The 12,642-nt window shown below is 38.7% G+C and carries 10 protein-coding genes; 4 read left to right on the top strand and 6 right to left on the bottom strand.

Features of this window, described 5'->3' with window-relative positions; translation table 11 throughout:
- Window positions 1-524 precede the first annotated feature (524 nt).
- From drt3b to NQ546_RS06440, 4 genes are all read right to left on the bottom strand, one after another.
- Window positions 525-2,159 (bottom strand): antiviral reverse transcriptase Drt3b, encoded by a 1,635-nt coding sequence (gene drt3b / locus NQ546_RS06455; RefSeq protein WP_004289249.1) that lies wholly within the window; start codon window positions 2,157-2,159, stop codon window positions 525-527.
- Window positions 2,159-2,437, bottom strand: coding sequence for a hypothetical protein (locus NQ546_RS06450; RefSeq protein WP_081446752.1), 279 nt, complete (start codon window positions 2,435-2,437; stop codon window positions 2,159-2,161). The genes drt3b and NQ546_RS06450 overlap by 1 nt, the downstream gene beginning before the upstream one ends.
- Window positions 2,434-3,732: an antiviral reverse transcriptase Drt3a gene (gene drt3a, locus NQ546_RS06445; RefSeq protein ID WP_004289247.1), complete on the bottom strand. Its 1,299-nt coding sequence runs from the start codon at window positions 3,730-3,732 to the stop codon at window positions 2,434-2,436. Before drt3a ends, NQ546_RS06450 begins: the two co-directional genes overlap by 4 nt.
- A 2,155-nt stretch (window positions 3,733-5,887) precedes the next feature.
- Window positions 5,888-6,496: a hypothetical protein gene (locus NQ546_RS06440; protein ID WP_204381778.1), complete on the bottom strand. Its 609-nt coding sequence runs from the start codon at window positions 6,494-6,496 to the stop codon at window positions 5,888-5,890.
- A gap of 379 nt (window positions 6,497-6,875) precedes the next feature.
- Here NQ546_RS06440 and NQ546_RS06430 point away from each other — a divergent pair, with 379 nt between their 5' ends.
- Together NQ546_RS06430 and NQ546_RS06425 are read left to right on the top strand one after the other, a co-directional pair.
- Window positions 6,876-8,105, top strand: coding sequence for a site-specific integrase (locus NQ546_RS06430; RefSeq protein ID WP_004289244.1), 1,230 nt, complete (start codon window positions 6,876-6,878; stop codon window positions 8,103-8,105).
- 20 nt (window positions 8,106-8,125) lie between these two features.
- Entirely contained in the window at window positions 8,126-9,343 is a 1,218-nt protein-coding gene (locus tag NQ546_RS06425; protein ID WP_004289243.1) for a site-specific integrase, read from the top strand.
- Window positions 9,344-9,407: 64 nt separating this feature from the next.
- Here NQ546_RS06425 and NQ546_RS06420 read toward each other — a convergent pair whose 3' ends face one another.
- Together NQ546_RS06420 and NQ546_RS06415 are read right to left on the bottom strand one after the other, a co-directional pair.
- The gene (locus tag NQ546_RS06420; protein ID WP_004289242.1) at window positions 9,408-9,701 is read right to left on the bottom strand and encodes a helix-turn-helix domain-containing protein; all 294 of its coding nucleotides are present in this window, start codon (window positions 9,699-9,701) and stop codon (window positions 9,408-9,410) included.
- Between the two features lie 12 nt (window positions 9,702-9,713).
- Complete coding sequence (locus NQ546_RS06415) at window positions 9,714-9,917, bottom strand: helix-turn-helix domain-containing protein (protein ID WP_080693028.1); 204 nt, start codon at window positions 9,915-9,917, stop codon at window positions 9,714-9,716.
- A gap of 528 nt (window positions 9,918-10,445) precedes the next feature.
- Between NQ546_RS06415 and NQ546_RS06410 the strand changes: the two genes are divergently transcribed.
- Both NQ546_RS06410 and NQ546_RS06405 read left to right on the top strand, forming a co-directional pair.
- On the top strand, window positions 10,446-10,586 hold the full coding sequence (locus NQ546_RS06410; protein ID WP_192938491.1) for a histone H1: 141 nt from the start codon (window positions 10,446-10,448) through the stop codon (window positions 10,584-10,586).
- Window positions 10,587-10,664: 78 nt separating this feature from the next.
- Window positions 10,665-12,623 carry an ATP-binding protein gene (locus NQ546_RS06405; RefSeq protein ID WP_004289239.1) on the top strand — a complete coding sequence of 653 codons (1,959 nt, stop codon included), beginning with the start codon at window positions 10,665-10,667 and terminating at the stop codon, window positions 12,621-12,623.
- Window positions 12,624-12,642 lie beyond the last annotated feature (19 nt).

Genomic DNA, 12,642 nt, shown 5'->3' with positions numbered 1-12,642 from the left:
GCGTTTTACACACTCTAAGGATAGATAGTTTTTCACCGGTTAATAAATTGATATCCAATTTAGAAAGTCGTATTATATTGTTTTTTCCCAAAGAGCCGCATTTTGAACATTTACCCGCCTGAAATGTAGTGTTTACCCACCAGCGGATGATATTTACCCCCCTGAAAAAAAGAAAAAGGAGGGCACCGATAATATATCCCCCAATTTTTGGAATTATAAGTTAATCGGGCCTTTCAAAAGGCATTTACAAGCATTTTCAAACAACGTTTGCAACCACTCCCCCCTAATAAAGTTATGCAACCACACTAAAGTTATATACTCAAATATTTACTTGCAGATTCAATATATTAAATAAAAAAAAGCAGTATCCTTTCCGGACAAATGTGTGTGAGGATTACCCTCTCGCTTGACATTTACTAAGGAATTTTCCTTTCATTACTTTATAATTTATATATGCCCAGCGTATTAGTGAGTTACCCAATTCAGCAACTAAACTACTGCCATACTCAGATACTACTTCTTATTTATTCATAGGCAGGTCTATATTCTTTCTTTGTTAAATATCGCTCCAAATTTACACTTTTATTCCAATTAAAAAACCAATAATTACTTTTATTTATTTCAGTCCAAATTTCTCCAGCTTTTTTTCTATCTACTTTTCTTACAGATTCTATAATGTCTAATTGATCTTTTTTTTCAATATAAGGGCATACAATCCAATCAAAATAAAGCATAGCTAACTCCGCGCTTTTTAAACTATCATGCGTCTCTTCGTATCTCCTTTTTACTTCACGAATAATTTCCTCTTTTATCTTATGAAATACAACTTCATCCTTTATCACATATAGAATTGTACAAATTTGAAAATAGTTTAATTCCATATAACACTGAGGACTTTTATCTACATATAAACCAAATAAATCCTTGATAATTGATAGGTCAAGTTTCCTATCCAACAAACAGCTTATTGCAATAAGAATATTTAACACTTCAATATTTGTATCTCCTTTACGATCTTGAAATCTATAAATATCAAAACAACGCTTTACTTCTCTATTAATTTTATCTTCTACTTCTAATTTCATATCTCTTGACATACCAATCATTGTGCCTATTGATAATTGGATTATACGACATATTTTAAATGAGGCAGTAGCACACATATCCAAAGAATAAACATAAAAACTTATATCCAATATTGTTAAAAGAATATTAGTATCAGAAAAAAAAGTACCTTCTTTAATTTTTGATATAAACGTACCCTTTAGTAAACGAACAATTAACCCTAGCAGATGCCTATTCAGCGCATCATAAGATACGCTATATTTATGAGCCAATGTACGAAATTGATGTAGAAATAAATTTGCAACTTTATATGGCTTACTTATACTTCTAAACTCACCTTCTTCGGTTATGACATATTTGTCAACAAATGAAGTAAACATCAATAATAATTCTTGTCGAGCACAGGTTACATTAGTCGGAAATGGCTTTTCTTGAATATTTGTTTTAGATTCATTAATATACAATTTATATATTTCCAATTGTTCCTTAAAAACATCAAGAATCAAACTCAATGTTTCTTTTTTATTAGCAAATATAAAATGATCATCTACATAGCGCCGTATTTCATAATCGGACCCCAATTTTAAATTCTTTTCCCTTAATATATTAAGAACATTAAGATCTATACGCTGAAAGATAATCTCTGCAAAAATTCTGGAAACTTCTGGTCCTACTAAAATTCCATTTGTTTCGTTATAATTACTTCTTTGCATTAATTTATCAAAGGTTGTCTCAAAAGATATGGCATCAATATTATTTTTGGCACACTCTTTACCTTTTATAGCCCACGCTATAGAGTGAGTATAGATATGATAAAAACAACTAGCAATATCCATATTCATCATAAAATGGAACTTTTGTTCTAGTCTTAACAAATCCATTTGTTGGTGAAATTTAAAAATCATATCAATTGTCCTATAAGTGAAATAAGAACGATATATAGGAACTTCTTTATCTTGAATTTCATCCTCTAACTCCACTATCTTTTCCTCTTTATCAATTACCTTTTCTGCACTTTCCAAATTAAAAGTACACTTTGCTACATTATGTATATGTCGTAATGAATATGGACTAATATTGCAGAGATGTATCATTAACAGTTCATAATGTTCATATAAATCCACAAAATCAAGTTGGGATGCATAATACTTAGTAATCGACTTTTAATCCCACCATTCTTCTTTATTGTATAGTTAAAGGGAATTGTCCATGTGTTTGAAAAAGAAAACTGATGATTAAAAATCGCTCTTAACTTTTCATCCAACATATTATAGTAAAAACCACTATTGTCCAATAATAAAGGAATTTCATAGGGAAGCATTTCTGTTAATAAAGCTCTATACTTATTTTTAACTATAGGAGTGTCATTCATAGCCAACATTTTTTTATTTCACAAAGTAATTTGGAATGAAAATAATGAGACACATGATTTTCAAATCCAAAATAAAAAGAATACTTAGACAATCTTTTTTTTTGTTCTTTACTCAATAAAGAAGACAGTTTATATCCAAAACTGCCTTTTTTACAGTGCAACATCTTATTATAATATAAATTTAGCTCTCGAAGTTGCCTTTCTTTTTCTGATTCACTTATCATTTTATAATTAAAATAAACCCCTGATTTTATGGGAGTTAAATCAGCAATGTTACCAACTGTAAAATTCCCAGTAAGATATTTTATTCTATTAACAAGCATATCATAATTTTTATCGTGAATAAATCTCACAAATGCCTTTGTTAATTTCGTTTTTATCACTTCTACCTTATTTTCAGCAATTGATACCAATAATTCATTTTTTTGTTTCCTATTTTTTCCTATTTTTTTTAGAGAAAAAGAATATCCTAAATAACTAAACTTCTGATTTGAAGTCAATTTCGTTTCATCTAAAACATAAGATTTGTCCTGATTTAAAGTTAATTTCATTTTTTCTAGCAACACAGGGATTGTATTATACACTTCATCTCTAGCTTTTTCACAATTACAAAAAATAATTATATCATCAACAAATCTCGCATAATAGTATACTCCATTAATTCTTTGTACATCCAAATCAAAATACTTCATAAATAATTCTGAAATAGCCGAACTAATACTTAATCCTCTAGGCAGTCCTTTTATAGAATAAATTAAAGGATGAGAAAAAAGATTTTCTAATAATTCTATTGTCTGATAATTGACCCTACTATCGCTTTTAAGTTTATTCAAAACAACATCACGATCTATACTTTCGTAAAATGACTTTATATCTAATCTTATTATCCACAATGGATAGGGATCTTCTAATATAATTTTTACTTGCCTAATTATTTGGTTTCTATTTGCCTGAGAAACATTATATACCCGCTTTATATTTTGATATAACTTTCTTATTATTAGATTCTGGCACAAATAATCTATAGTTCCCTTTTCTTTCCCATTTATATATAAACCACCTACATAATTTATATGAAATTGATATATACCTTCCAATATATCATGAAGACAGCAAGATTCTATCTGAGAAATTAATTCCTCACGATTCAGTCCCAAACTACGACGTTCATATTGAGTTGTAAGCTTTTGTAATTCAGTACCAGAAAACACCAAACTATACATGTCTATCTCAAAGTTATTAATTACTATATTTTCACAAAATTCGCATTTTTTCTTATACAAACAAAATTTCATCTCTATTTAAACAAAGAATAAACCATATTGCACGAAAATTGCACAAATCACCGGAAAATAGAAGAAATGGCATGATTACGGATGAAAAAGAAATATTATCTTTGCCCTTGTAAAAGAGCTACTTAAGTAAGAGCGTGAAACGCAAAGATATAGGAAGATATCGGCACAGCCCGGTTTCATAATCATGAGGTCCACGGGTCAATCCCGGGTCCCGCTACAAAATAAATCACTGAAATTAAGACTGTTGAGAGGCTTCCACTCTTGGCGGTCTTTTTTATTTAAGATCTACGGGAACACAGAGGGAACACAAAAAAACTTTTAGGCCCCATTTTATTTACTAATAATCATAATCCATCTTGTTTCAGATTACAGAACAAGGCTCAGTATTCATAAGACCGGCAATGCAACAAACAAGCGGTAACGGATGTTCTTATTTTCTATAGTTTACTTTGGTTAAGTTGGTTTCAGTTGGCAATATGGTGTGTAGAACTTGTTAATATTGTTACTCAGATACGGGAAAGACAGCGAAGGATAGTATCAAACATACTGGATAATATTTGTCATTTATTGGGTGAAACCGAGGTGGGAAGCTGTGAAGTAACATGGGAACCTATACCTGTGAAGTGACATGAGAAGCAGGTGTGAACTAATCTATATGTTTGCTTATTGATTTATAGCTGATTACATAATATTGAGAAGTGTGAACTTTAATTATGCAAATAGACTGAATCCCCTAAAATGCAATATCCCCATATTTTATCATCGGTTCACAGCCATAAAAACAAATACGGTAAAAAGTATTGAGACTATGGACTGATGAGAATGGGCAACAGTAAAGAGTGCCTGAATAATAAACGGGAGGAAATATAAAACTCTCTCCACATTACTCCAGGCACGTTTATCTATTGCCCGTTCATCTCCCTTGCATTGTGGAGTATTAAAGTATGGAACTGAAGGGATATTATCATTCAGCCGGTAAGGATATTATGACTCTTTTGCTGCTCTGACTAATACTTAATACAGCGGGCGGTTAGTTATAAAAAAGAGATGAATATAAGATGTAGTTTACTGCCGGTTCATCATTGGTAGAAGGGGCATCTCAGTATCAGTATGGGAACTAATCCGGTAACCGGACTCTGTATTGGCCACTCATCCACCCTATTCATCATTACCCGTACGGATTTGGGATGAAGTGTTGGATGATTGTAACAGGTTGGCAACTTTCCCGTTGGTTTCAGCTATGTCCAATACGGGTGTAACCGAAATTTTCCGTTGTAACCTAATAGGGGGAACTGTAACCTTGTTGTGTAACCTTATTATGTAACCCTACAATGCAACCTTGATAGCATTTCTGTTGATTTACAAGATATTATTACGTAATGTAACTGTAACTTTACTTTTATGGAAAAACGTTTTTAGACCGTCAGACATATTTCTTATGCTTCTTATAATTGCGTTACATGGTTACAGTTCACTATCGGAAGGAAAGAGACAAGGACTTTACACTTACTTTCTATGTTTCACATGTGGGGATGTTCAACATGGTTACAACAAATACTGTTTTTTTGAAATGTAAATAAATGAGACTTATGTTGTTCAAGGCAATACCCTGCGCCATCTCATTTTCTCTGTAACAAATCAAGCCATCGGGATCCATTTATCAGAAAAGAATTTAAAACTCTGTATTGGTTACTCATCCACCCTATTCATCATTGCCCATACAGATTTGGGATGAAATGTTGGATATATGACTATTTAAGGATTAGAATATGGAATTGGAGCAATGTAAATATTTTACATATTCGTGCAGTGCTATGCACATTCTGTGAAGCACGATAAACCACTTTTTTTTCTATGTTTACATCATGTATAGGTGTGTAGCGTTTTACACACTCTAAGGATAGATAGTTTTTCATCACTTAACCAATTAATATTCAATTCAAAAAATCGTTTTGTACTGTATTTCTCAAGGAGCTGTATTTTGAACGTTTACCCACCTGAAATATAGTGTTTACCCACCAGCGGATGATATTTACCCTCCTTGGAAAGCGATGTCTGTGCTTTCGGGAAGTAGTATTTTCCTTGATATGTATCAGCTTCGTACTTTCATTTTCTATATTATCTGAAAATATATTTTACCATTATATTATAAATATTATCTACCCTTATCCCGCTTTTCATACTCCTCCAGCTCCTCCATGCTTCTGATATTCAGCACCTCCACGAATTTCAGGACCTTTTCATCGCCATTCATCAGGGATTCGAGCCTGGCCTCCCTCATAATCTCCCCGTTGAGAAAGATGTTCCTCAGGCCCAGCTCCGTGATATTGTTCTGGAACATCTGTATCAGTACCGCATCGTTCCGTTTGAATGCGATGAACCATACGACGGAGGCAATCTTGGCTACCTTATCACGCAATCGTGTATTGTCCTTGTATTTATCCTTGTCTATCTCATCTATCCTGCCGACGTCCTTGAGTGTTTTCACGGCTTCCTCAGTGTCAGCTAGTTTTGTGATGTCTATACCTTTATTCTTCAGCCTGGAGAGTTTCAGCAGTAGGTCACCGGCAAAGACGTAGTTGAATACGTCTGTCTTCTGCTTGGGGTTGGCCGGAACAGTTGGAGCCGGTGTCTGTTCGCCATCTTCCGGTTCTGGCTGGCCTCCCATATCGAAAATGCCGTCACCAAGCTTCTTCTTGAATGCAGTTGTCACCTTCCTGGATTTGTCCTTGGCGGTCAGGTGGGCGTATATCTTATCCAACATCTGGGTATCTTCATGGCCCGTCGCAATGATTATATCCTCTCTCGGAACACCCCTACGGCACATGATGGTAGAGAATGTGTGCCGTGCAGAATAAGTAAAATTTAGAAATGCAATAAAAAACAGAATGACGAGAATTAAACGTAAATCGTTTATAATTAAGCATTTTGCGAAAATTGCATAATAAACAGACCTGCAAAAGAAAACAAAATATTGCAGCGTTTCAGTTACCAGACTGTTAGCCGCCTGTTTCGGAAACAACGGCAGGTAACCAAGTTTTTACCGATAGGAACAAAGCGGATTTGTATTCACTGTTTATCAATGTTTTGCATGCCAAAGGACGCTTTTCAAAGGAGTATTTTTACAACCTAAAAAGAGCGTTATGAAAGTGGAAAAATTCAAGGTGCTGCTCTACCTGAAAAAGAGCGAGCCGGACAAGACCGGCAAGGCCCCGATCATGGGACGGATCACCCTCAACCGCACGATGGCGCAGTTCAGCTGCAAGCTCTCCTGTACCCCCGGACTATGGAACGCACGTGAGAGCCGGCTGAACGGCAAGAGCCGTGAAGCGGTGGAGACCAATGAAAAAATAGAGAGACTGCTGCTTGCCGTACACTCGGCCTTCAATTCCCTCATGGAAAGGAAAAAGGATTTCGATGCCGCCGCGGTCAGGGACATGTTCCAGGGTAACGCGGGCATGCAGATGACCCTGCTCAAACTTCTCGACCGGCACAATGAAGAGATGAAGGCCCGTGTAGGCGTGGACCGTGCGCCGACAACAATGTCGACCTACGTGTACACCCGGCGCACCCTTGCCGAATTCATCAAAACGGAATTCAAGGTCTCGGACCTTGCTTTCGGACAGCTCAACGAGCAGTTCATCCGTGACTACCAGGACTTCTGCCTGGAAAAGAAGAGACTGGCGATGGAGACGGTGCGCCATTACCTGTCTATCTTGAAAAAGATCTGCCGCATCGCCTACAAGGAAGGGCACTCGGAGAAATATCATTTCTGCCACTTCAAGCTGCCCAAGCAGAAGGAGACAACACCGAAAGCACTCAGCCGTGAGAATTTCGAGAAGCTGCGTGATCTGGAGATACCAGAAAAACGCAGGTCACATGTCATCACCCGGGATCTCTTCCTCTTCGCCTGTTACACCGGTACCGCCTATGCCGATGCGGTAAGCATCACCCGGGAGAACCTCTTTTGGGATGACGAGGGCAGCCTCTGGCTGAAATACCGGCGGAAGAAGACCGACTACCTCGGACGCGTCAAGCTGCTGCCGGAGGCCCTCGCACTGATCGAAAAGTACCGTGACGATACCCGCGCCACCCTCTTCCCGCCGCAGGACTACCACACGCTCAGGGCCAACATGAAATCCCTGCGCCTGATGGCGGGGCTCAGCCAGGACCTCGTCTACCACATGGGAAGACATTCTTTCGCCTCCCTGGTCACGCTCGAGGAGGGGGTTCCGATCGAGACCATCAGCAAAATGCTGGGACACTCCAACATAAAGACCACCCAAGTCTACGCGCGCGTGACCCCTAAGAGACTGTTCGAGGACATGGACAGGTTCATCGAGACGACCCGTGATTTGAAACTCATTCTTTAATCCTAAAAAATATCATTATCATGCGCAGTACATTCAAACTCTTATTCTACATCAACCGTAACAAGGTGAAATCGGACGGTACGACCGCCGTCCTCTGCCGCATCAGCATTGACGGCAAGAAGTCAGCCGTTACCACCGGCATCTATTGCAGGCCCGGTGACTGGGACAGCAAGAAGTATGAAACCAAAACAGTCAGGGAGAACAACCGCCTTGCCGCCTTCCGCAGCCGGCTGGAGAAGGCGTACGGGAACCTGCTGAGGAACCAGGGGGTGGTCACGGCCGAGCTGCTCAAGACCACCGTGTCAGGTGCCAATTCCGTGCCGGAATATCTCCTGCAGGCCGGAGAGGTGGAACGCGAACGTCTCAGGGTCCGCTCCAAGGAGATCAACTCCACCTCGACCTACCGCCAGTCGAAGACCACACAGCTCAATCTCAGGCAGTTCGTCGAATCCCGCGGGATGAAGGACATCGCCTTTTCGGACATCACCGGGGAGTTCGCCGAATCGTTCAAGGTCTTTCTCAAGAAGGAGCTGGGACACAGGAACGGGCATGTGAACCACTGCCTGTGCTGGCTCAACCGGCTCATCTACATCGCCGTGGACCGGGAAGTATTGCGGACCAACCCGATAGAAGATGTGGCATACGAGAAGAAAGATGCACCTAAACTAAGGCATATCAGCCGCAATGAACTGAAGCGGATGATGGAGACCCCGATGCCCGACCCGATGATGGAGCTGGCGCGCAGGACATTCATCTTCTCCTGTATGACCGGGCTTGCCTACGCGGACACGAGGGCTCTCCATCCCCGGCACATCGGGAAGACCTCGGAAGGGAGAAGGTATATCCGCATCCGCCGGGCCAAGACGGACGTGGAGGCGTTCATCCCGCTGCACCCCGTGGCCGAACAGATACTGGAGCTTTACAACACCACGGATGAGGGCAAGCCGGTATTCCCGCTGCCTGTCCGCGACGTCCTCTGGTACGAGGTGCACGGGATGGGCGTGGCACTGGGGATGAGGGAGAACCTGTCCTACCATATGGCCCGGCATTCGTTCGGGACCCTGACGCTGACCGCGGGTATTCCGATAGAGAGCATCGCCAGGATGATGGGCCATACAAACATCGACAGCACGCAGGTCTACGCCCAGGTCACCGACCGGAAGATATCCTCGGACATGGACCGGCTGATGGAAAGAAGAAAGTCCGCGGATGCGGCCGGCAAGGAAGCCGCCGACTAAATAAGGATTGCCGCCGGAATCGTAAATGCAATTCCGGCGGCAATCCTTAAACTTGAATACGATATTATACCAATGCAGGGTGATAATTCTCCTCCAGCAGCTTCTCGATGTCCGACTGCCTGTACAGGATCTTCCCACCGAGCTGGATATAGGGAATCCGTCCTTGGTCCCTGTAATCCTGCAGGCACCTGCGGCTGATCTTCAATGTCTCGGAAAGCTCCCTGTCGGTCAGGAACTGTTCCCCGTTGAAGGGAGGACGGTTGTCACAGGCAAGACGTTCCACTTTTTTCTCTATATTGTCCAGCAGGGCGAAGAACCTGCGGATGCGCCCGTCTTCCTTATCGATAATTCCTTCCATTTCTTCCGTTCTTTAAAGGTATCCGTTCTTTCTTCTTTCCCTCACCGCCTTCTCCTTGCGTCTGATGCCAACGTAGGTCATCAGCTTCTCCACATCCTCGGGTTTGTAATAGAACTTCCGCTGGAGGCGGGTGAACGCCAGCCGTCCAGTATCGCGGAGGGTCTGCAGGGTACGCGGCGAGATGTCAAGGCGCAGGCAGACATCCTGGCCGTCCAGTCACTCGCCGGGTTCCTTACAGCGGTTTCTCTCATACAATCTGTCCACATGTGTGGACAGGCTCTCGACACGTGCTAGCATCCTCTCAAGGACACCGGCCTCGATGTAGCATATTTCCATATTTTCAACTCATTTAAATGTCGGAGCGAATATAAGGGAAAAAAACATGAGAGGCAAGCACGACCGGCACACTGGCAGGAATAGTCATGGATAGTCGGCTATTGTCATGCGAAAGAGGTAAAGAAAAAATCCCCACCGTACAAAATAAGTATCAAAAAAATGAGTATAAAACCTCTGGAGTGCTCCATATAGGCTAAGAACTTTATCATTGCGATTTCAACAAGTGGTTCCAAACGAGGAATTGCTCCTGAACCTTATGTGTCCTTCGTAGTCTTTTCAATAAAAAGAGACTGGAACATTTAATTATTTGGAATTTAAATCTTATTTTTGTAACTATGATTATAAAATCACTGGTCAATAAACACTTTTTAAGGATATAAACAAACTTCTTGTTGACATTCAGAGAAAATTTGCCGTTTTCAAAAAGATGTGGAACAGCTGGTTTCCAAAGGCAACAATGTGGCAGGTATGAAAGCACGTAAAGCTACGTTGGAATTAAGGAGTTTGCTTAAGGAATTCCGTAAGATGTCGGTTGAAGTGGCCAAGTGATCTTTTATCGTCAAGTAGAATATATGTTGAGTTTATTTTATATGAAATAAATAGCCTTCAAAAAATTGTAGTATCATCATGGAACAGAAATCAAACGTTCAATACAGGGCAGAGAAAGAATATAAGAATAGCCGTGAAAAATTCTTTCTTTTATTAAGAGAGATAATTTCCAATTCCATACATGCCGTTTTAATTCGGCAAAATAAAGAAACGAATTTTATCCCTCAGCTAGACCTGAATATTACTTTTGATGAAAATCAATGTAAAATCGAATTAAGGGATAATGGTGAAGGCTTTACAGAAAAAAATCGTCTCTATTTTGAAGAACTTGATAAAAAAAACCTGGAAAAGGAGCAGTTTAATTTCCATCCTTTGGGCCAAGGGAGATTGGCTATTGTATACTTTACCGACTCATCTGAATATGAAACGGTGTATAAGGATAAAGATGGTACATATCAAAAGCGAACCATTCCATATCCAAATACATCTGATGGACTTTTTAATTTTGATGAGTTTGTAGAAGAGATGCCAGAAATAAAAGATACCTATACCAAGCTGACAGCATACTTAAACAAACAAAACACATTAGGACGAGCAAAAACTTTTTTTTATAAATACCCAAACTCAAAAGCATTTAAACAATGGTTTATAGAAACTTTTTTTCCATTCATTGTAACCAATGAACAGCTTGTAGTAAATATTATTTTCAATGGAGAGGATGTTACTGTAAAAAAAGGAAATATTGAATCTGAAACAGAAAGAAAACCTTTTGAAATCAATCTCGCAGAGGGTAATAAATCTTTTATGCTATGGTTGATAAAAAAAGGAACACAAATGCATGGAGAGAATCCGGTAACCTGTTTTGCAAGGAACTTGAAAGCAGATTTATCCAATGGAAAATTAAGTTATTCAATTGATAATAATGACGGTTATTTATTGTATTTAACATCGGAATATTTCGATGAACATGTCGACACAAAAGGCGAAAAAATAGAAATCCCAGTTGATGATATATTAAAAATAAATAAGAAAATAAATGAGATCTTGGATATTGAATTTAGCTCTATTATAGAGAACAACCAAAAGGAGACAAAGCGTAATTTAAAGAATTTCAAAAAGAAGTACCCCTCGCTTGAGACATTTATTGAAGATAGTAATATTATCGATGATAAAAAGATAGTAAATGAGAAAGATATTGTACAATCTGCTATTGACGAGAAGAGTAGGATAGAGAAAAAGTTCTGGAATCAAATAGATAGAGAGTTCGAAAATGAAGAAGATAAACTTTTTAGTGATTCTGAAGAATGTTATAAGCTTTTAAACTCAAGTTTGCATATATATGTCAAACATCGAGAAAGTGTATTGAAACGTTTGCATATGTTAATTCAAAAATTTGATGAAGACGGAAATGATAAATCAGAATTAGAAAGCTCTGTACATGAACTCTTTATTAAAAGAGGAACAACTTTAAGTGATTCTTCAAATATCAATCATTTACATAATCTTTGGATTCTTGATGACAAGTTCACAACATTCTCAAACGATTTCAAAGTTAAAAGCACCAAGTCAGGGCAACCTTTGTCAGATGTTTACATTTGGGCTGATGACCCAGAAAAAACAAAACAAATTCTGATCCTTGAGTTAAAATCAACAACAAACGCACATAATGCAGGAAATACCAAAGAAGGAATGATAGCACAGGTTAAAAGATACGCTCACGATTTTTATAAGCATCCACATAAAACATTGAATTGGACTGTGAATACGGAGCAAGTACAATATACAGGTATCATTCTTGCTAGAAAATCCGATATAGACAAGGAGTTGACATCCAATAGTTTTAGTGGCGGATATAAACCTATCCCATTCCTGGCAAATTCATATTACTTTGAGGACAATTTTTCTAAGGATGATAATCCGAGAAATAAAATGGATATTAGGATAGAATTATATTCCTTTGAAGACATTTATGAACTTGCATCGAATAGAAACAATGTATTCTTTAAGTTATTAAAGAAAGAATTTGATATTGAATAAGTTAAGGAGAAGAAAGAAG

Origin of the sequence: Bacteroides eggerthii (assembly GCF_025146565.1) — a bacterium.
Taxonomy (GTDB): domain Bacteria; phylum Bacteroidota; class Bacteroidia; order Bacteroidales; family Bacteroidaceae; genus Bacteroides; species Bacteroides eggerthii.
This window is presented reverse-complemented; position numbering and strand designations above follow the sequence as displayed.

Excerpts from the sequence above, each read along its gene's own strand:
- drt3b (WP_004289249.1), bottom strand. The coding sequence starts at position 2,159 with ATGATACATCTCTGCAATATTAGTCCATATTCATTACGACATATACAT.
- NQ546_RS06450 (WP_081446752.1), bottom strand. The coding sequence starts at position 2,437 with ATGAATGACACTCCTATAGTTAAAAATAAGTATAGAGCTTTATTAACA.
- drt3a (WP_004289247.1), bottom strand. The coding sequence starts at position 3,732 with ATGAAATTTTGTTTGTATAAGAAAAAATGCGAATTTTGTGAAAATATA.
- NQ546_RS06440 (WP_204381778.1), bottom strand. The coding sequence starts at position 6,496 with ATGTTGGATAAGATATACGCCCACCTGACCGCCAAGGACAAATCCAGG.
- NQ546_RS06430 (WP_004289244.1), top strand. The coding sequence starts at position 6,876 with ATGAAAGTGGAAAAATTCAAGGTGCTGCTCTACCTGAAAAAGAGCGAG.
- NQ546_RS06425 (WP_004289243.1), top strand. The coding sequence starts at position 8,126 with ATGCGCAGTACATTCAAACTCTTATTCTACATCAACCGTAACAAGGTG.
- NQ546_RS06420 (WP_004289242.1), bottom strand. The coding sequence starts at position 9,701 with ATGGAAGGAATTATCGATAAGGAAGACGGGCGCATCCGCAGGTTCTTC.
- NQ546_RS06405 (WP_004289239.1), top strand. The coding sequence starts at position 10,665 with ATGGAACAGAAATCAAACGTTCAATACAGGGCAGAGAAAGAATATAAG.